We start from the raw sequence: 20,426 nt of genomic DNA, 5'->3' as shown, positions 1-20,426 counted from the left end.
GGCAAGCTCCGTGAAACTCCCTTTTTAAACTCCGCGCAACCCTGCCTGCGCAGGCAGGTCTGTGTCCCCTTTCCTTCCGTCTTCACCCCAAACCCCTAAAGGGGCTTTAGTTTACGTTAGGATATCTTCATCCGAAATCCGACTTCCGACATCGGTCAATTTTCCCTATATTTGTTTTTACCCAAAACAAACCTCAGCCCGATAAGTGCGGGCAAAACTACAGATTTTATGATTGAAAAAATAACCTCCAGCCAGCAGGCCATTGCTTTAGAAGACAAATACGGCGCCCACAACTACCACCCGCTGCCGGTGGTGCTTTCAAAAGGCGAAGGCGTATTTTTATGGGATGTGGAAGGAAAGAAATATTTCGACTTCCTTTCCGCCTACTCGGCCGTCAACCAGGGCCACTGCCACCCTAGGATCAAGGACGCGCTGATTGAGCAGGCGGGAACCCTGACTTTGACCTCAAGGGCTTTTCACAATGACGTGCTGGGGCCATTCGAGAAATACATCACCGAATACTTCGGCTTCGACAAAGTGCTTCCGATGAACACCGGCGCCGAGGGGGTGGAGACCGCCATCAAGATCGCCCGTAAATGGGGCTATGAGAAAAAAGGCATTGAAGAGAACCAGGCGACCATCATCGTGGCCGACAACAACTTCCACGGCAGGACCACCACGGTCATCTCCTTTTCTAACGACGAAAACGCCCGTAAAAACTTCGGTCCCTACACAGCAGGCTTTGTCAAAGTGCCATATAACGATGTAGATGCCTTGAAAACCATCATGGCCGAAAATAAAAACGTGGTTGCCTTCCTGGTGGAGCCTATCCAAGGTGAAGCAGGGGTTTATACCCCGGACGATACTTATATTAAAGAAGTAGCCGCAGTCTGCAAAGAAAACAATGTGCTTTTCATCGCCGATGAGATCCAGACGGGCATTGCAAGGACGGGTTCACTTTTGGCCGTGTGCGGAAACTGCAGCTGCGAAGGCCATTGCGAAAAGCAGGAAACCTACACCCAGCCGGACATGCTCATTTTGGGCAAGGCCATTTCGGGAGGCTTCTTCCCGGTTTCTGCTGTATTGGCCAATGACGAGATCATGGGCGTGATCAGGCCCGGTCAGCACGGTTCCACCTTCGGGGGAAACCCACTTGGCGCCAAGGTTGCCATGGCTGCTCTTGATGTGGTAAAGGACGAAAAGCTTGCCCAAAATGCCAGAAAGCTCGGCAATATCTTCAGAGAGCGGATGCAGAAACTGGTGGACAAATACAACATCGTGAAGCTGGTCAGGGGCAAAGGCCTCTTGAACGCCGTGGTGATCAACGACAGCGAGGACAGCAGCACCGCCTGGGACATCTGCGTGGCCCTAAAAGACAACGGCCTACTGGCCAAACCCACCCACGGCAACATCATCCGCTTCGCGCCTCCGTTGGTCATCACCGAAGAGCAGCTACATGAGTGCTGTGATATTATAGAGAAGACGATTGAGGGGTTTGAGAAGTAAGAAAGGAAAGGACCTGGCTTGCAAAGAAAGGGTTTCTTGCCATTCTTCCCGTTAACTACTTTGAGGAGTATCTCATTCTTTAGTATTTTGCACTTGGTTTAAAGGTTTAATCCTAAAGTGCTTCTATTTCTTGGCAGTATCCATTTTTTTTTTTTAGCTTTAATAAACCAATCAATTGGTTGGTGAACTTAATAGTTTTTTTTTAACCAAACACTTTTCATTATGAAAAATTTTATTTTATTCTTATTCCTTTCTTTATCATCCTTAAGCACCTATGCAATACAGGGTTATAAAATGGACACTAGTGCCTGTCCCAGTGGCGGAACTTATGATGCTTGTAGGTTTTCTCCACCGGATTTCTGTTTCATTTCAGAACAAACCTTATGTGACCAGTAGTTTGAATTAAATAGTGATGGCTGAAAATTCAGCCATCACTATTATTTTTTATCAATAAATTAAAATTATGCCCAAAGACTACCTCTCACTCGGTTTATGCTTATTTTTTCTGCTTGGTTGTCATTCTGACCAAGCAGACAATGTGCTCAGGTTTCAGATAGATCTAAAAAATTCAGATGTAAAGAAATTTTCAGACCTTTTTAGTTCAGTCCAATATACCCTTTTGGATGTTGGTGATGAGCATGTATTAGCTCAACCCTCAAAAATGGTCATCAAAAACAACCATATATTTGTTGAGGACCGACAGCAATCCCACATTTTCATTTTTGAAAATTCAGGTTTACTAAAAACCGTCATTAAGTCCAATTTGAACGCAGGTCCTGGCGAATACCTTCAATTAGAAGATTTTCAGGCAGGTAAAGATCAAATTACAATTCGGGACTATCCCCTAAACAAGACCTTATATTTTGATCTGAATGGCAATTTACTAAAGGAAAAAAAGGAGGAATTACTTTATTACTATTTCCATGAGGAGGAAAATTGGAAACTTTCCTATATGGGTTTTTCAAATGGACCTGATGGCATGATGTTTTTAAGGGAAGATAATTCTCAGAACAAACATTATCAGTTTCAATTTTCTAATAATTATGATTGGATTAATGTGTCCTCAAAAAATGGATTTATGGCCAATTCTTCAGAAAAGGCTTATTTTTTCCGCATTCCTTATAGCTATCAGGTGGCCAAATTCAATAGCGATGGATTTTTGTCACAAACTTTGGAATGGGAAGTAAGGAACGGCGGCATGTCAGATTCAGAAAGGTTTCGATTTGCCACAGATAGAATCTTGAGAGAAAAAATTCGAGAAGGGGAATTAGTTAACGAAGTTGACACCTTCTTTCCATTGTCAAAATACTACTTCTTACACTTCAATCAGGGCAATCCTTATGGAAGGTACCACAATCACTACATTCTTTATGATAAAGAGTTCAACAAGCTCTTTCAAGGGAAAAACCTTGAAAATGATCTTGATGGTATGCCATTACATGGGGTTCCTTGGACTTTTACTGAGGATGAAATCATTCTTATAATCAATTCTACCCAGTTTTATAACCAATATATTGAAACATACAAAGGAAAAAAAGTCCAATTAAACGCAGGTAACATCCATACTTTCTTTCAAGAAAATAAAAAAAGACTGCCGGATGAACAACAGGTGATGGTATCGTTAAAATTAAAGGACTTTTAATAAAAATAACAGCTACATGAGTGCTGTGATATTATTGAGAGGACGATAGAGGGGTATAAAGAGGCACAGACAACCTGTCTGCAGCAGGCAGGTCTGTGACCATTTTTTCTCATCCCAGCGCCCCATCCAGATCCCCCAGCAGGTCATCCAGGTGCTCCAAGCCAACCGACACCCTCACCAGATTCTGCGGCGTGGTGGTATCCGGCCCCTCCACGGCCGCTCTTCTCTCAATCAGGCTTTCAACCCCACCCAAACTGGTGGCATTGGTGAAATACTTCAATTTCCTTATGGCTCGGTCTGTTTCTTCTGCCGATCCATTATACAAGAATGACAGCATCCCCCCAAAACCACTCATCTGTGCAGAAGCCACCTCAAAACCCTCATGTGATTTCACGCCAGGATAAAATACCCTTTGCACATTTGGATGGTTTTCCAAATAGGTGGCAATGATACCCGCATGCTCAGCATGCCCCTTCATCCTATAGGCCAGGGTCTTGATGCTTCTGGTGAGATAATAGCAATCAAAAGGCGATGGCACCGCCCCACCAACTTTCTGGACCAATCGTATCTGTTCCCAGAAAGCATCCTCTTCCTTGGTAATCAAAGCCCCGCCGAGTATGTCCGAATGGCCTCCGAGATACTTTGTACTGCTATGCATGACGATATCAGCCCCCAAGTCCAAGGGGTTCTGGAACACAGGTGTGGCAAAGGTGTTGTCACAGACGACCTTGATGCTCGGGACATCCTTGACCTGCTGACAAGCAGCTATGATGTCTGTAATTTTAAGTAGGGGATTGGAGGGAGTTTCCAGCCACAAAAGTGCAGTATGGGGACGCAAAGCCTTTCCGATTTCTTCCGGCCGAGTCATATCCACAAAGGACACTTCCAGCTTGCCTTTATAAAGTTCAGTAAGTTGCAACCGAAGTCCATGATACATATCCTCGGGAGCGATTACGTGGCTGCCTGCCGGCAAGGCTTGAAAAACAGCCATTCCGGCGGCATTTCCGGAGGAGAAGGCTGCGGCGTCCCTTCCCTTTTCCAATTTGGCAAGCAGGTTTTCCAGTGCCAGGCGGTTGGGGTTTGAAGCCCTGGTATAGATCAGGGAGTCTTCCTGATGCTCAAAAATGGTAGAAAGGGTGATGGGCTGGGTCACGGGTTTGCGGCTGTCAGTGACCTGGGTGCCGGCGTGGATGGCTACGGTTTCGAATCTCATAGGGGAAAGATAAAAAAAACCTGCCAGGTTTTTAAAACCTGGCAGGTTTAATTGCTTACCTAATCCGATCCACTGACCTTACCAGCAATTCATCCTTGCGGATAAAGCGGTTGGCTAGTAAGTTCATCAGCATGGCAAGGACAATAGCATAAAAGCCGAGCATGAAGGCTCCCGTATCCCTACCACCTATGGCGTCATTGGCGCTGATGGATAGATAAACAGTTGCACCCAAAATGACCACCATGATTAAGGAATTGATCATATTGAGCATTGTTTGGCGTTTTCTGTCCTTGAATTGACTGAGGCTATAAAGTGCCAGCAAGGCAGATATTATTGCCAATGCTCCCAAATAAGCGGTGGTCGTCTGACTCACGATCCCAGCAGATTCTGATATTTCGGAAACACCAATGGTGGTCACCGTCAATGTCCAAGCCGTCAGCATCACCTGCTCGGTCTGGCTAGGGTTGACCTGGGACCAAAGTGGGAAAAGTGCCACCAACACCATACATAGTGCCAGCAAAAAAAGGAAAATCGTTTGTACGCGTTGTATCATTTTTCTTGAAGTTTTGACAAAATAACGTCCTTCTGTTTATAATCGCAAGAAGAATATCTAATAACCACAGAGGCGCGGAGGTCGCAGTGGGACTTAATAATGACCAAAAACTCACTTTAACCTAACAATCCCTATTGTAGGATTCTTTTCTTGATTGGATTGATCTGTATACTCCTGTTTTTTGGAGTAATAGTATATATTCTCCTCTGAGACTAAAGGCTTTAACATTACCCGGTCTCCTTGATTGTCCAATACTCCTGATTTAAAATTATAACTCCTCCCAGTTTCTTTCTGGTGCAAAAACAGAAAATGATCACCCCCTTCACCTACATAATTGGAGGTGATATGTGAAGGTGTATTTACAATGTTAAAAATATGGTACCTTCTATATCCCTGATCGTTGACGTGCGGCTTTTTAAAGTTTAATTTGGCAAATGGCTTTAAGCTTCCATCATTTATTTGAAACAAAGTATCCTTAATATTTTTTCCGGGGTAAGATTGGGCGTATACACGTAACGGTCGGCATCCACTAGACTGAGATAATATTTAAAACCAGGAGTCGCCATTACATCCGTATCATTGACCACCTCTCTGATCTCCAGCGTTTCTTCAATTTTCATATCTTGGCTGATAGTATGGAACTTAGTTCTATTGGCATAGCCATTGGGAACCGGAACTCCATATTCTTGTGTAAAACCGTAAAGCTGCCCGTCCAATACCCTAAGATAATCAAAATGCATATCCAGTTTCACTTCTTCGAGCAACTCATATTCGGCCGAATAAGCCATTAATTTTCTCCCTGAACTGAGGTAAATCTTCCCATCTTCATCATTATCCACCGACAAGGCGGAGACGAAATTGTACTCACTTGGTCCCTCCCCTTTTTTACCTAATTTCCCGAAATATTCCCCGTCCATGTCAAAAATCAGAACTTGATTGTTTTGCGTGCTTACGATGAGCATTTCATTCTGAAAGTGGATATCTTTTATACTTGTAATGAAAGCTTCTTCTCTGGTTTCCAATTGGATTAAAGCAATCGGTTCCGCCAGTTCCTCCAGCGCTATATTTTCATCATGCCCTTCGGGCACCTCCACGATCAACATGTCGGATTCTTCAATGTGGCTGGAATCTGTACAGCCTCCCATTGTAAGCATTATTATCAAAACCAAAAGAGACAACCCATTGGTGGTGAAGGTACAGTTTGGATAAGTCATTAATAGTAATTTTTAATTTTCGCAACCTTATTTCAGCTTCACAATCCCGATGAACGGGTTTAGCCCAAGATAGGCCAAACCAACTAAAAAAGCAATCTTAATCCCTGGATGCGAGATGAAGGGTTTCTCGCAAAGAACGCCAAGACGAGCGCAAAGGGCGCAACGTAAGACGACTGCAGGCGGGGATATTGCAAGTGGTTGAAGGGTTTAGTGTCCTGAGAGGAATAGCTGCGCTTTATTCCCCTCAGGGACTGATGAAAGGATTAAGGAGCCGGAAGTCCCATAATAAGGCATTCCCAATCTTCATGCATACGCTAAGCCCTTACATTGGGTTTAATGTGCAGGGAGTGATACTGGCCCTCTTTTCATTGCTATATCTATCGAAATTTATATTGTATTCCTCCTCTCTCCATCTTACCTCTTTGCATGGTACGGACGAGGTACGGACCAGGTATGGACAAACTTTAAATTTGAGATAACCGGCTATGGGAGGAGACCCGGCTCATCACTAACTCAATATCCCTATAAGGTCCCTATAATGTCCCTATAAATTCCCTGTAAGGTCCCTATGTGGAGAAAAAGGTTTCTCGCAAAGGCCGCAAAGAAGGGCGCAAAGGTCGCAACGCATTGCTTGTTCAAAAACCAAAACCTCTGCGTAACCTGTGTTTTTTTAGGATTACTCGCAAAGGCCGCAAAGTGAGACGAAAAGAGCGCAACGCATTGTAAATCCCAAACCCTCTGTGTAATCTGTGTTTTTTTACTCCTTCCCCAAACTCCCTACTGGTTGAAGGGTTTAATGTCCTTTAGGGAATAGCTGCGCTATATTCCTTTCAGGACTGATTAATGGATTAAGGAGCCGGCCGATACAGCAAATCGCCCAGGGTGCAAGCATTAGGATTATGGACAAAGTGATGCTCAGAGCCCTTTAGGGGAGGAACATTGTCCTTACAACAATTAAATTTAATTCTTGTAATTGTTATAACTAAGTTATAACTTAAGGATATGAAAGCAAGGTTAAGAAAAATAGGCAATTCTCAAGGCATCATACTTCCCAAAGAGGTCATTGAGATGTGCAACCTTGAAAAAGAGGTTGAGATTACAGTGTCCGAGAATAAGATTATTATCCAAGCCCCACAGTCAAAAAGGAGCACTTGGGAAGCAGCGTTTAAAAAAGCAAAGGAGAAAGATGAAGGCGTTTTGGATGACGCAGATTTAATTCAAAACAATTGGGATAACGAGGAATGGGAATGGTAAAAAGATTTGAAGTATACCTTGTAGACTTGAAGCCTACCAGAGGGAGCGAAATATATAAAACCCGGCCAGCCTTAGTTATTTCTCCAGATGAAATGAACAATAATCTGAATACAGTCATTATAGCCCCCATGACTACTAAAGGCAGGAAATTCCCAACGCGAGTGAGTTGTCATTTTGCAGGGAAAAAGGGACAAATTGCTTTAGACCAGATTCGGTGTGTAGACAAATCCCGTTTGGTCAAGAGTGTAGGAGAAATTAACCTATCCGCAGGTCATCAAGCCCTTGAAGTCCTTCAGGCGATGTTTGAGGAGTAAAAGGATTCAATTAACTTCAAGATTTTTAACCGCTATGGGATGCAAGGTATCCCCCTCTGAGTCTCCGCGGCTTTCCCTTTTTGCGGTTAACTCATTCATTTTTCATTCCTAATTTCCCATTCCTAATTAATTCCCCTCTAATCCCTATCTTTGCCCCCTCATGAACGAGCAACACCGATACTTTCTGGAGCTGGCCTACAAGGGTACCGCCTACCATGGCTGGCAGGTGCAGCAGAATGCCCATTCTATCCAGGCCGAACTGAACCTGACACTCTCGACCATCCTGCGCAGGGAGGTGGAAACTATGGGAAGCGGCAGAACCGACACCGGGGTGCATGCCAAGCAACAATACGTGCATTTTGACCATCCACATAAGCTGGAAGCTGAGGATTTCCTCAAAAGAGTCAATTCCTTGTTGCCTTCGGACATTGCAATCTATAAACTGCTTCCGGTCAAGGCTGAGGCGCATACACGATTTGATGCCATTTGGAGGAGCTATGAATACCACGTTACACTCCGTAAAAACCCCTTTACAGAAGAACAGGCCTGGCACTGTTTCTATAAGGTGGATGTGGATAAAATGAACCAGGCGGCTGAACTTCTGCTGAGCCACTCTGATTTTGAATGCTTCAGTAAGGTGAAAACCAACGTCAATAACTTCCGCTGCGAAATTAAAACTGCTCACTGGGAACAAAAATCTGAAAGATTGATTTTCCATATTACGGCAAATCGCTTTCTTAGGGGAATGGTCAGGGCGATTGTGGGCACTTTGGTACAAGTAGGCACCGGCAAATTGGACCTGGAGGGTTTCCAAGAGGTTTTGTCCAGCCAAAACCGCAGGAAGGCGGGATCATCGGCTCCAGCACATGGACTGTTTTTGAGCCAGATTACTTACCCTGAGGAGATTTTTGTTTGAAGACGGGAGACCGAGGACCGAAGACCGAAGACCGAAGACGGGACACCGGAGACGGGAGATTGCTCATATAAAACACATTAGACATTGAGTTTAGAAAAGGAAAATGTAAAAAGCGGGGAAATCATTGACACCAAGGTCCTCAAAAAGCTGTACCAGTTTGTGCAGCCCTACAGAGGCCGGTTTTTCTTCCTTGTGGTTCTTACATTAGCATTGGCTTTATTGGCCCCTACTCGCCCGCTGTTTATACAGATAGCTATAGATGACTATGTGGCCATGGGTGACCGTGAAGGCCTTGTCAAAATCATCTACCTGCTGGTTGGGTTGATGGTCCTTCAATCTATCGTGCAATTTGCCCACACCTACCTTTCCGGCTGGATTGGACAGGTAATCATCCGCGATATACGAATTAAGCTTTATCGTCACCTGCTGAGGATGAAGCTTAAGTTTTTTGATAATACCCCCATTGGCAGACTGGTAACGCGAAACATTTCCGACATCGAAACCTTGGCAGATGTTTTCAGCGAAGGGTTGGCAGCCATCATCGGTGATTTACTACAACTCGTTACCATTTTGGCGGTAATGTTCTATATCGACTGGAAGCTAACTTTGGTTAGTTTGTGCACCTTGCCCCTGTTGATCATATCCACCTACGTGTTTAAGGAAAAAATCAAGGTGGCTTTCAATGATGTGAGAAATGCCGTTTCCAACCTCAACTCCTTTCTTCAGGAACACATCACTGGGATGAACATCGTACAGATTTTCAACCGGGAGGAAAGAGAGTACAAGAAATTCGAAAACATCAACAAAGATCACCGCAGAGCGCACCTTAAGTCTGTCCTTTATTATTCCATTTACTTTCCCGTTGCGGAGATTATCCAGGCTATAGGCATTGGTTTGGTAGTCTGGTACGGGGCTACGGGTGTATTTGACATGGACTTGAAAGTCGGGGTGCTGATTTCTTTTATCATGTATCTGCAACTTTTCTTCCGCCCTATCCGAATGATTGCCGACCGGTACAACACTCTGCAACTTGGAGTGGTGAGTTCTTCGAGGATTTTCAAGCTTCTCGACAGCGAGGAACATATCGCTAATAATGGCACTTATGCACCCGAAAAAATCCAGGGGGACATACAGCTGAAAAACGTTTGGTTTGCCTACAATGATGAGGAATATGTGCTCAAAGACATCAACTTTGACGTGAAGCATGGGGAGACTATCGCCCTGGTGGGGGCCACCGGAGCGGGAAAATCCAGTATCATCAACCTGATCAGCCGCTTCTATGAAATCAACAAAGGAAGCATCCGCGTAGATGGAACCGATATCAAGGATTACGAGCTCAACACTTTAAGAAAACACATTGGGGTGGTGCTACAGGACGTTTTCCTTTTCTCCGACACCATTCTTTACAACATCACTTTGGGGAATCCCAATATTACAAGGGAACAAGTCCTTGAGGCCGCAGAACTTGTAGGCGCCAAGAGGTTTATTGAAAGATTGCCGGGTGGGCTTGATTACAATGTGATGGAAAGAGGGGCCACACTTTCGGTGGGACAAAGGCAGATGATATCTTTTGTGAGGGCCATGGTGTACAATCCTGAAATCATCATATTGGATGAGGCGACCTCCTCAGTGGATACCGAAACCGAAGAGCTCATTCAAGGAGCCATAGAAAAAATGATGAAAGGGAGAACCTCCATCGTCATCGCCCACCGCCTATCCACCATCATCAAGGCTGATAAGATCATCGTGATGCACAAGGGTGAGATCAAGGAAATCGGCAACCATGAGAAACTCCTCGCCGAAGGGGGACTTTATGCCCAGCTGCACCAAATGCAGTTGAAGTCAATGGTGAGTTAGAAAGAAATTGGGCACTAAGGAAAAAAAAGAGCACAAAGCATAAAAAGTAGTTTTTCCCCGCCCTACACGAAAACCCAAAAAGGCCAAATGATAGTAAATGGCTAAAAGGAAACTTCTGTCCTACGAATACCTGGTACATGGTACTTTGTACTAAGAATTTTTCCCCAAAATAATCTTAAATTCGCACCGTTTACCGTAAAACCTTACCTAAACCATTTTATGAAAAAACTATTCTTGCTGGCCTTTTTACTCTTGCCGGGTTTGGCGTATTCACAGGAGCATCAAGTGGGGATTAGACTCGGGGAGCCTTTGAGCATTACTTACAAGACCTTCATTGATGACCGTATTTCTTTGGAGGGGATGATTGGTACCGCTGGGGCCAACAGTCCGTATTATTACCGACGGGCTTTTAATAACAATAGGCCAACCGGTGACGCCATGTATGCTTCACACAGTACTTATGGAGGATTTTCCCTAAACGCAAGAGCAGCTTACCATGAAGACATCACCAATGAGTTTAACATCACCGAGGGCATGCTTTGGGCCTATGGCGGGGTCGGGGCCCAGTTGCGTTCCGTACAAGTGGATTATCTTTACGGCACACAACCTTCCCATATATTACAAACGGAAAACCGCACCAACATCGATTTTGGCCCTGAGGCATTTGTAGGTTCGGAATATTATTTTCAGGATCTGCCAATCAGTGTGTTTGTGGAAGCAGGCTTGTTTCTCGAACTGATTGACCGTCCAGGACACCTGAGGTTACAGGGAGCAATCGGGGCACGATATATTTTCTAATTATGAAAAAAGCATTAATTCTCATTCCGGCAGTACTTCTGCTCGGGCTGCTGGGCTATTATCTTTTGGGTGGGTTCAATGACCTCGAGCTGGAAGTAGTACAAACGGACAGCATCCACCTGATGGGCTATGAGTACCGCGGCACCCCGCAGGATGAAGCCTTGCCCCAAACTTTTCAGAAAGCGGAAGGGCTGATGGGGGAAGGGAAAACCTTGCATACCATCTACCATGTGGAGCCTGCCGGCAAACTGGATACCATGGAGGTATTTGTGGGCGTGGAGTACGGAGGTGACATGGGGGAAGCAAAGGAGTTGATTATCGAAAGTCAAAATGCCATAGTAGCCACTATGAAATCGAGTCCATTCGTGATGCCAGGTCCGAATAAGGTCAAAAAGCGGATAGAGGAATTTGCTGTACTGAATGGCTTGGAAACACAGGGCATCTATATCGACCGCATCGTGGAGGCCGAGCATGTGGAAGTTTGGGCGCCATTGAAATAGTCGGTATATTTCACCATTTACATAATTCGCACAACCAATTCCTTTGGCTTTGCGTCTAAATAAAACGTATATTTCAACCAAAACAATAATTTATGAAAAAGTTGCTGTTGTCACTTTCCCTTCTTGGATTGATATTAATACAGGCTTGCCAAGGCCCTATGGGCCCTCCAGGTTTGGATGGCATAGATGGGGTTACAGTTGAAGCGGATGTATTTGAAGTAGTGGGGGATTTTGATCCCGAAGCCAATTTTACAATACAAGGAGTGTTCAGCGAACTTGGATTAACATTTCTTGAATCCGACAAGCTCCTGATTTACCACCTTTGGGAAACCGATGAGGGCAGAGATGTCTGGAGAATGCTTCCCCAGACAATTTATCTTGAGCAGGGGCAATTTGCCTACCAATATGACTTTACGAATTCAGACTTTAGGATATTTATGCAGGGCAATTTGGATCTCAACACCCTGGAGCCAGATTGGAGAAACGAACAGTATTTCCGACTAGTAGTGGTGCCTACGAGAGCAGTCAACTTCAGAGTGGATTTTAACGACTATGACGCTGTAGTCAAACATTACAATCTGGACGTGGAAAATATCCCAAGTATCAGATTGGGAAAATAAAATTTGCAGTTTAAAAAAAACACAAAACCACCTCTCTTTCAGGGAGTGTGGTTTTTTTTCCGTGAAATATTTTACCTCCACATATTCCAAATGATTGGTGCATTAGTGGCAATTATCTTACAGCTTTTTTTAATTCTATCTGTGAAACCTGGCCGGCAGGCGGGTCGGTGAAACTCTGGGAAGACCAGCACAGCCTTTTTTCGAGTTTGGAATGGCTAATCCAAAATCCTGAATTATCTTTGCTCCATGCAATTACAAAACGACTTATTACTTAGAGCGGCACGCGGGGAAAAGACCGAAAGGACTCCTGTGTGGTTGATGAGACAGGCCGGAAGAATTTTGCCAGAATACAGGGCAGTAAGAAACAGTGTGAGCGGATTCATTGAATTGGCCCAGACCCCTGAACTGGCCGCCGAGGTGACTATACAGCCAGTAGACCTACTGGGTGTGGACGCAGCCATCATTTTTTCCGACATCCTGGTAATACCCGAAGCAATGGGGTTGCCTTATGAAATGGTGGAAAAAAGAGGGCCGTGGTTCCCTAATACGGTAAACTCTCCAGCTGATCTGAAAAAGTTGAGGATTGCAGATGGGCATAATGATCTCAAATATGTGATCGATGCCATCAAGATTACCAAGAAAGAATTGAATGGCAGGGTGCCTTTAATCGGTTTTGCCGGAGCACCGTGGACTATTTTTGCCTATATGATTGAGGGAAGTGGCTCCAAGACTTTTTCAAAAGCCCGAGCCATGCTGTACACCCAGCCTGAGTTCAGCCATCAGCTCTTGCAGATGATCACTGACTCGACCATCAATTATCTCAAAGCACAAATTGAAGCTGGAGCCGATTTGATACAGATCTTTGACAGCTGGGCGGGAATCTTACCTCCGTATCACTACGAGGAGTTTTCCATGAAATATATTCAGCAGATTTGCGATGCTATCAATGAGGTGCCAAAAACAGTTTTTGCAAAAGGTGCTTTTTTCGCCAGAGAGCAAATGGCCAAGCTTAATTGCGAAACAATCGGATTGGACTGGAATATGGGCATTGCAGAATCCAGAAGGATGATCGGTGACAACAAAACACTTCAAGGGAATCTGGACCCAGCAGCACTTTACGGAACTGCAAAAGAAGTGGAAACTGCTACCAAACACATGCTTGATCAATTTGGAACAGGACGGCATATTGCCAACCTAGGTCATGGGGTGTATCCTGATATCGATCCGGAAAAAGTGAAGGTGTTTATAGAGACAGTGAAATCTTATAGTAGTGAAATAAGAAATAATTAGAAATAAAGAAATATTGGAAATAGAGAAATATTTTGAAATAGGGACTAATACCCGGGATTTACGTCTCGGGTATTAGTCTTTCTACGGGGTCACCTATTGCGATTTCGCCTAGGGAAACGGCAATCATATTTTGTCCAAAGAGAATCTTCTGATCTTCCTTGCGGAATGTAGCAAGGGTTTTCAGAGGCTCTTTTCCTTTCTCAGAAGTTTGTTGGTCAATAGTCACCATGACACATCTGGCGCAGGGCTTTGTCACCTGAAACATACACTCCCCGATCTGCACGACCTGCCAGCTGTCTTCCTCAAAGGGTTCACCGCCCTCAAAAACCAAGTTTGGCCTAAAACGGTCCATTTTCACCTCTTCTTCCAATCGGCTATTAAGATTATCCAACGAGCTTTGGCCGATAACCATATATGGCATACTGTCAGCAAAACTGACGGTCTCGTCATTGATGGAATATTTGGAACTAATAGGCCTTTCAGCCATTTCATCCATTTTGACCAGGTGGCAGTTGATATCCAAGATTTCGCTCAACCATTGATCAACCTCTTGGTTTACGATTTCGGCCATAAGGGAATCATCCCACACCGTCACCATCATCTTTTTTCCCGTCTCAGGATCCATAGGAACTAGAATGGATTTATTCTGATCGTTTTTGTGATGGATTTTCAGCCCGTTTTGATGAAGTTCCGGTTGAAGTAGGGCCATTTGGGGAAACCTCCTTTGAGTGATAAACTGCCCATCATCGTCAACCACCATCCACCTTCTGTCATGTTCAAAGCCTTTGATGTCCACAGTGGCTTTGTCGAGGCGTATGCCGCCCAAAGATTTGACCGGATATATGTATATGTCTTTTAGCCGCATGAGCACTTTACATCAATTGACGATTTAGAATACATCTAACATACTGAATTGTTTCTAAAAGTGCATATGTAGGTGACAGAAAGATCAGAAAAAAATAGAGATTGTCAGGCTTTAAAGGGAAGTCAGCTAATAATTCTGACAATCTGACGCAATATTTAGCATTAATTGCCTTGGCACATGCATTGATAATTATGAATTCGAAAGAATTTACTTTAAGAATCAATAAATAGAAATCATATATCAATTATGGGAAAAATTATAGGAATTGACTTGGGTACTACTAACTCTTGCGTTGCCGTGATGGAAGGTAACGAACCTGTAGTAATCCAGAACAGCGAAGGCAGAAGAACTACTCCGTCTATTGTTGCATTTTTGGACAATGGCAACGGCGAGAGAAAAGTAGGTGATCCTGCCAAAAGACAGGCTATCACCAACCCGGCAAACACCATCTCTTCTGTGAAGAGATTTATGGGCAAGAAATTCTCAGAAGTATCAGAAGAGAAAAAACATGCTTCCTATAAAGTAGAACAAGGTGCCAACGATACCATTGTTGTTAAAATAGGCGACAGATCCTATACTCCTCAAGAGCTTTCTGCCATGATTCTTCAGAAAATGAAGTCAACGGCAGAGGACTTTTTGGGTCAAGAGGTGACTGAGGCGGTAATTACCGTTCCTGCTTACTTTAACGATGCGGAAAGACAAGCTACTAAAGAAGCTGGACAGATCGCAGGTCTTGAGGTGAAAAGAATCATCAATGAGCCAACTGCTGCTGCTTTGGCTTATGGTATGGACAAGAAAAATCAGGACATGAAAATCGCTGTGTATGACCTTGGTGGTGGTACATTCGATATTTCTATCCTTGAGCTTGGCGATGGAGTATTTGAGGTGAAGTCTACCAACGGGGATGTACACCTAGGTGGTGATGACTTTGACCAAGTGATCATCGACTGGTTGGCTGACGAATTTAAGGCAGAAGAGGATATGGATCTTAGAAAAGACCCAATGGCTCTCCAGAGATTAAAAGAAGCCGCTGAGAAAGCGAAGATTGAACTTTCTAGCTCTTCTTCTACTGACATCAACCTTCCGTATGTTACCGCTACAGCTTCAGGCCCTAAGCACTTGAACAAAACGCTTTCAAGAGCTAAGTTTGAGCAACTTTCTGAGAGCTTGGTAAGAAGATCTATGGATCCGGTTAAGAAAGCTATGCAGGACGCTGGTCTTTCTCCTTCTGACATCGACGAAGTAATCTTGGTGGGTGGTTCTACAAGAATCCCTAAAATCCAGGAAGAAGTTGAGAAATTCTTCGGCAAGAAGCCTTCTAAAGGCGTTAACCCTGATGAGGTAGTAGCTATCGGTGCTGCCATCCAAGGTGGTGTATTGACTGGTGAGGTGAAGGATGTATTGCTTCTTGACGTGACCCCACTTTCTTTGGGTATCGAAACCATGGGCGGTGTGTTTACCAAATTGATCGAGGCAAACACGACTATCCCTTCCAAGAAGTCTGAGACCTTCTCTACTGCTGCCGACAATCAGCCGGCTGTGGATATCCACGTGTTGCAAGGTGAGAGACCATTGGCCAAGGATAACAGAAGCATCGGTAGATTCCAGCTTTCTGACATTCCACCGGCACCAAGAGGTGTTCCTCAGATCGAATTGACTTTCGATATCGATGCCAACGGTATCCTGAACGTATCCGCTAAGGACAAGGGAACTGGCAAAGAGCAGAAAATCAAGATCGAGGCTTCTTCCGGACTTTCTGAAGAGGAAATCGAAAGAATGAAGAAAGAAGCTGAAGCCAATGCTGCTTCTGATAAAGCTGAGAAAGAAAAAATCGAAAAACTCAATCAGGCGGACAGCTTGGTATTCCAGACTGAAAAGCAGTTGAAAGAGTTTGGTGACAAACTTTCTGACAGCAACAAGGCCAACATCAACGGTGCCCTTGAGAAGCTGAAGGCTGCACATCAGAGCCAGGACTTGGCAACTATCGAACCAGCCATTGAAGAGCTTAACAAAGCTTGGGAAGCTGCTTCTCAAGAGATGTACGCAGCTGGTCAAGGTGCTGAAGGTGGAGCCCAAGGTGGCCCGGGTGCTGACGCGGGAGCTCAAGCTTCAGGCGAATCCGGAAGCGGTGACGGTGTATCCGACGTAGATTATGAAGAAGTAAACGAGGACAAGAACAAATAAGTCCTTCGGTTAAAATAAGTAAAAAGGCATCTGTACTCGTTATGGATGCCTTTTTTAATTGAAAATTGCTCGCGAAGGAAATAAGGCGCAAAGAAAAATGTAGCCTCTGTTCCTCAGCGGTTGATAATAAGTTTAAGCTATGAGATTAACAGCAGACAACAAATTCAAGAAGCTTTTAGTGGTGGGTGACAAGGTGTTGATTAAACCCAAGAAGCAGGATGAAAAGACTTCCAGCGGGCTGTATTTGCCTCCTGGGGTAAAGGAAAAGGAGCAGGTTCAGCAAGGTTATGTGGTAAAGACAGGGCCGGGTTACCCGATTCCTGCCCATGTGGAGGAAAACGAACCCTGGAAGGAATCCAGTGAAAGCATACGCTACATTCCCTTGCAGGCAAAGGAAGGCGACTTGGCCATCTTTCTCCAAAATGGCTCTTTCGAAGTGATATACGAAGGAGAAAAATACTTCATAGTCCCGCAGCATTCTATTTTGATGCTGGAGAGGGAGGAGGAGTTTTAAGAGTTAAAGGATTTAATGCACTCGAAAAGACAAGGGTCACAGAGTTACACGGAGTTGGGCACAGAGTTTCTCAGAGTTCCTTCTTCGCGGAAAACTTATTTGACTAAAAGCAGAAAGTTTAATTATCGCCAAGCCAAATGTAAAACCTAGGTCTTGGCGTTTTTATTTTATTCTACCGTAAGCGTGATTTCATGGCGCAAGCCATTAGCAAAACCACCAATAGCAACTTTGGAAAAATTCGTTTGAGCATACAAATCCGTTTTACTTTCCTCAGGAAACAACTTTCGCATCCTAGCTACGAATTCACATATAATATAGTTAATCCTAAAAAAATTAACTAGAAGGAATTGAAAAATTTAAAGCCCCGGAGAGGGATGTCTTCGGGGCTTTGTAGCCATTATTTTCGCACAAGGCTCAACTATTTTCGATATTAACTTTTACCCCTTTGTGACCTTTTCACTTACGTTCCACATCCCCCAAGTCCCTTCAAAGGGGGAGTTGGCTTCGTATTTCTCGATTCGCTTCCCTAATCGGGGCCAGTAGTATCCTTCTTTTCTATGAACACATAATGCCATGTTTACTTTGTGTCCTTCCTTTGAACTTTGTGTGACTTTGTGACCTATTTATTTACGTTGCAGCTCCGCAAATTCCTTAGCAAAGTAGCTCAATATTACATTTGCCCCTGCTCTTTTTATGCTAATTAGTGATTCCAGCATGGCACGTTCGCCATCCAGCCAACCTCTTTCGGCAGAGGCCTTGATCATGGAATATTCGCCACTTACATTGTAAGCCGCAATGGGCACATTATAATTTTCTTTTAACAACCTGATTACATCCAAATAGGCCAAGGCAGGTTTGACCATCAGGAAATCAGCTCCCTCTTCAGTATCCAAATCGGCCTCGATCATAGCCTCTTGTAAATTTCTGGGATCCATCTGGTAGGTTTTCTTGTCTCCCCACTTTGGAGCGGAATCCAAGGCATCACGGAATGGTCCATAAAAAGCGCTGGCATATTTGGCCGTGTAGGACATGATAGAGACATCCGTAAAACCATTTTCGTCCAATTGCTCCCTCAGATAACCTACGCGTCCATCCATCATGTCAGATGGCCCAATGATATCCGCACCAGCCTGAGCCTGAGCCAGGGTCATTTTACCCAAGATTTCCAGGGTCACATCATTAAGGATCTTGCCGTTTTCAACGATTCCGTCATGTCCGTCGGAACTGTAAGGATCCATGGCCACATCGGTCATGATGCAGGCTTCTGGAAAAGTCTCCTTTATTTTTTGGATGGCTTTGAGGTAAAAAGTCTCCGGATTATAGCTTTCGGTGGCGTACTTGTCCTTTTTGCTTTCCGGATAGGCAGGAAAGATATCAAAAGCCACAATACCGAGGTTTATGCAAGCATCAATTTCCTTGATCATCAGATCCAAGGAGTAACGGAAAATCCCGGGCATGGAGGCCACCTCTACCTTTTGGTTTTGTCCCTCGATGAGAAACATGGGGAAGATAAAGTCTTTGACAGAAAGGCGGGTTTCCTCCACCATTCCTCTAATAGCACTGGATTTTCTGTTTCTGCGTGGTCTTCTGTACATCATGGCTGTGCGATTTGGTCACAAAGGTAAGAAACCCTAGTCATTAAGGAAAAAAACATATGATTTCACTTTCCATAATGATCAAAAGTATCCCAACAGCTTAAAAATCTGCTCTTTTAAACTTAAGAAATGAACCTCCTAGAAGTCCTGCCAGAAAAAGTCCCAAAATGATGTAATGCCAAGTGTAAAGATGTTCGGGACTGGTAAAATTCCCAATGCTGACCAATGGCCTGAAGAATTGGGCAAAGGGATGTGTAAGCGATAAAATGTCAAGGATCATTTCTAGAAAACCTATACCCCAAAATATTAAAATGGCCCGGTGGGCTTTCGTGGTAACGGCTCCCAAAGATGCACCAATCAGCCCATAGCAGATAATTGCACCTAAAACTGCCATCAACTTTTGTCTGGGAAAGGAATTTATAAAAACCTCACTTCCTTTAAATGCAACTAGTACAAGCAGTGTAAAGGCAGTCAACACTACCACAGTAGACACATAATAAAAGACAATTATCAGCTTTGAAATGAACAGATCTGTGCGGGAATACCCGTTAACGATTCTTTTTCGGTTGGTGCCATTTGTAAATTCCCGTGTGATGGCAACAATTGCCCCATATACCACGGCGAGAGTTCCTACTTGGTTGACAATAGAGAATAACTCATTAAGGGTAAATAAGGGTGAAAGTTTGATCATTCCGTATATTGGGAAGGCCACCAAACTGATCACCAAAACGGTAAAAAATATAAAATAATCAGGCCTATTGAGTTTATAAAACTCTATATCTAGATGTTGTCTTAAAGTCATGTTAATAGATTGTAGTTGCAAAAGCTTGTTCTATGGAAAAATGGTCTCTCAAGAGGTTTTCAGTGGAATCCTGCAAGACAACCTCCCCATCTTTGAGAAAGATTATCCCGGTACAAAGTTTTTCCAGTTCTTCCATATAGTGGCTCGCCAGAATTACCGTCTTACCTTCATCTTTGAATCTTCGTATCAGGTTTCGGACAAATATGATCCCCTGTGGATCCAAGCCATTTGTCGGCTCATCCATGATAATCAGCTCTGGATTGGTTAATAAAGCATCTGCGATTTCCAATCTTTTCCTCATGCCATAAGAGAAATCCTGAAAGCGCTTAGCACCTGTTTGGTCCAAACCTACCAGTTTCAGCAACTCATCAACCCTTTCCTCCCCAACCCCTTTGGTTTTGGCAGATATAGTCAAATTGGCTTTTGCAGACACCCGAAAGTAAAAACAAGGTCGGTCCATTACGACCCCAAGCTGGTGCTGAATGGTATCGGGCGAAGTGGATCCAAGGATAGTGAAATTCCCTGAACTTGGCTTGCGTAGCCCAAGCAGTATGTTGATCAAGGTACTTTTGCCGCTTCCGTTAGGGCCAACAATGCCTATAATCTCACCTTTATTGATTTCAATGGAAACATTATCCAAGGCTTTTTCTGAGCCATAAAACTTGGACAACCTTTCTGTTTTGATTACTGTAGAATCCATAAATTATAATTTCAAAAAACAACAGGAAAGCAATAAACTAAAAAAAAATCAGATCCCCTTTCATTTTTTCGGATTTCGAGAAGTATAAA

General features: G+C 44.0%; 21 protein-coding genes. 12 read left to right on the top strand and 9 right to left on the bottom strand.

Translation table 11 applies throughout. From position 1 onward, the window contains the following. The first annotated feature begins 228 nt into the window (after positions 1–228). Together rocD and FPL27_RS02735 are read left to right on the top strand one after the other, a co-directional pair. Positions 229–1,506 carry an ornithine--oxo-acid transaminase gene (gene rocD, locus FPL27_RS02740; RefSeq protein ID WP_143959642.1) on the top strand — a complete coding sequence of 426 codons (1,278 nt, stop codon included), beginning with the start codon at positions 229–231 and terminating at the stop codon, positions 1,504–1,506. Between the two features lie 463 nt (positions 1,507–1,969). Next, on the top strand, positions 1,970–3,148 hold the full coding sequence (locus FPL27_RS02735; RefSeq protein ID WP_143959641.1) for a 6-bladed beta-propeller: 1,179 nt from the start codon (positions 1,970–1,972) through the stop codon (positions 3,146–3,148). 109 nt (positions 3,149–3,257) lie between these two features. On the opposite strand, the gene FPL27_RS02730 is transcribed toward FPL27_RS02735, so the two are convergent. The 4 genes from FPL27_RS02730 to FPL27_RS02715 form a co-directional block, all read right to left on the bottom strand. Then, positions 3,258–4,361, bottom strand: a complete 1,104-nt coding sequence (locus FPL27_RS02730) for a trans-sulfuration enzyme family protein (protein WP_143959640.1) — start codon at positions 4,359–4,361, stop codon at positions 3,258–3,260. 55 nt (positions 4,362–4,416) lie between these two features. After that, a complete protein-coding gene (locus FPL27_RS02725; RefSeq protein WP_143959639.1) occupies positions 4,417–4,914 on the bottom strand; it encodes a DUF4293 domain-containing protein in 498 nt (165 codons plus the stop codon). Between the two features lie 111 nt (positions 4,915–5,025). After that, positions 5,026–5,382, bottom strand: a complete 357-nt coding sequence (locus FPL27_RS02720; RefSeq protein WP_143959638.1) for a hypothetical protein — start codon at positions 5,380–5,382, stop codon at positions 5,026–5,028. Further along, positions 5,370–6,128, bottom strand: coding sequence for a 6-bladed beta-propeller (locus FPL27_RS02715; protein WP_143959637.1), 759 nt, complete (start codon positions 6,126–6,128; stop codon positions 5,370–5,372). The genes FPL27_RS02720 and FPL27_RS02715 overlap by 13 nt, the downstream gene beginning before the upstream one ends. A 1,002-nt stretch (positions 6,129–7,130) precedes the next feature. Between FPL27_RS02715 and FPL27_RS02710 the strand changes: the two genes are divergently transcribed. The 8 genes from FPL27_RS02710 to hemE all read left to right on the top strand — a co-directional run bounded on the left by FPL27_RS02710 (position 7,131) and on the right by hemE (position 13,677). Beyond that, positions 7,131–7,382: an AbrB/MazE/SpoVT family DNA-binding domain-containing protein gene (locus FPL27_RS02710; RefSeq protein ID WP_143959636.1), complete on the top strand. Its 252-nt coding sequence runs from the start codon at positions 7,131–7,133 to the stop codon at positions 7,380–7,382. Next, positions 7,376–7,696 (top strand): type II toxin-antitoxin system PemK/MazF family toxin, encoded by a 321-nt coding sequence (locus tag FPL27_RS02705; RefSeq protein ID WP_221936577.1) that lies wholly within the window; start codon positions 7,376–7,378, stop codon positions 7,694–7,696. The genes FPL27_RS02710 and FPL27_RS02705 overlap by 7 nt, the downstream gene beginning before the upstream one ends. A gap of 160 nt (positions 7,697–7,856) precedes the next feature. Next, on the top strand, positions 7,857–8,612 hold the full coding sequence (truA, locus tag FPL27_RS02700) for a tRNA pseudouridine(38-40) synthase TruA (protein ID WP_143959634.1): 756 nt from the start codon (positions 7,857–7,859) through the stop codon (positions 8,610–8,612). An 84-nt stretch (positions 8,613–8,696) separates the two neighbouring features. Continuing rightward, positions 8,697–10,469 (top strand): ABC transporter ATP-binding protein, encoded by a 1,773-nt coding sequence (locus FPL27_RS02695; protein ID WP_143959633.1) that lies wholly within the window; start codon positions 8,697–8,699, stop codon positions 10,467–10,469. A gap of 219 nt (positions 10,470–10,688) precedes the next feature. Then, positions 10,689–11,267: a hypothetical protein gene (locus tag FPL27_RS02690; protein ID WP_143959632.1), complete on the top strand. Its 579-nt coding sequence runs from the start codon at positions 10,689–10,691 to the stop codon at positions 11,265–11,267. 2 nt (positions 11,268–11,269) lie between these two features. Next, positions 11,270–11,767, top strand: a complete 498-nt coding sequence (locus tag FPL27_RS02685; RefSeq protein WP_143959631.1) for a hypothetical protein — start codon at positions 11,270–11,272, stop codon at positions 11,765–11,767. Between the two features lie 92 nt (positions 11,768–11,859). After that, a complete protein-coding gene (locus FPL27_RS02680) occupies positions 11,860–12,387 on the top strand; it encodes a hypothetical protein (RefSeq protein WP_143959630.1) in 528 nt (175 codons plus the stop codon). Between the two features lie 246 nt (positions 12,388–12,633). After that, positions 12,634–13,677, top strand: coding sequence for a uroporphyrinogen decarboxylase (gene hemE / locus FPL27_RS02675; protein ID WP_143959629.1), 1,044 nt, complete (start codon positions 12,634–12,636; stop codon positions 13,675–13,677). A 58-nt stretch (positions 13,678–13,735) separates the two neighbouring features. On the opposite strand, the gene FPL27_RS02670 is transcribed toward hemE, so the two are convergent. Beyond that, entirely contained in the window at positions 13,736–14,542 is an 807-nt protein-coding gene (locus FPL27_RS02670; RefSeq protein ID WP_143959628.1) for an MOSC domain-containing protein, read from the bottom strand. Positions 14,543–14,788: 246 nt separating this feature from the next. Between FPL27_RS02670 and dnaK the strand changes: the two genes are divergently transcribed. Then, positions 14,789–16,726, top strand: a complete 1,938-nt coding sequence (dnaK, locus tag FPL27_RS02665; protein ID WP_143959627.1) for a molecular chaperone DnaK — start codon at positions 14,789–14,791, stop codon at positions 16,724–16,726. 139 nt (positions 16,727–16,865) lie between these two features. After that, on the top strand, positions 16,866–17,240 hold the full coding sequence (locus tag FPL27_RS02660) for a co-chaperone GroES (protein WP_143959626.1): 375 nt from the start codon (positions 16,866–16,868) through the stop codon (positions 17,238–17,240). 167 nt (positions 17,241–17,407) lie between these two features. On the opposite strand, the gene FPL27_RS20095 is transcribed toward FPL27_RS02660, so the two are convergent. From FPL27_RS20095 to FPL27_RS02645, 4 genes are all read right to left on the bottom strand, one after another. After that, complete coding sequence (locus FPL27_RS20095) at positions 17,408–17,530, bottom strand: hypothetical protein (protein ID WP_262712063.1); 123 nt, start codon at positions 17,528–17,530, stop codon at positions 17,408–17,410. A gap of 333 nt (positions 17,531–17,863) precedes the next feature. Continuing rightward, positions 17,864–18,835, bottom strand: a complete 972-nt coding sequence (gene hemB / locus FPL27_RS02655) for a porphobilinogen synthase (RefSeq protein WP_143962067.1) — start codon at positions 18,833–18,835, stop codon at positions 17,864–17,866. A gap of 100 nt (positions 18,836–18,935) precedes the next feature. Continuing rightward, positions 18,936–19,637, bottom strand: coding sequence for a hypothetical protein (locus FPL27_RS02650; RefSeq protein ID WP_143959625.1), 702 nt, complete (start codon positions 19,635–19,637; stop codon positions 18,936–18,938). Between the two features lies 1 nt (position 19,638). Further along, complete coding sequence (locus FPL27_RS02645; protein WP_143959624.1) at positions 19,639–20,337, bottom strand: ABC transporter ATP-binding protein; 699 nt, start codon at positions 20,335–20,337, stop codon at positions 19,639–19,641. Between the last annotated feature and the right edge of the window lie 89 nt (positions 20,338–20,426).

Origin of the sequence: Litoribacter populi (assembly GCF_007483685.1) — a bacterium.
GTDB lineage: Bacteria > Bacteroidota > Bacteroidia > Cytophagales > Cyclobacteriaceae > Litoribacter > Litoribacter populi.
The sequence above is the reverse complement of the archived record's forward strand: the minus strand, read 5'-3'. Positions and strand labels throughout refer to the sequence as shown.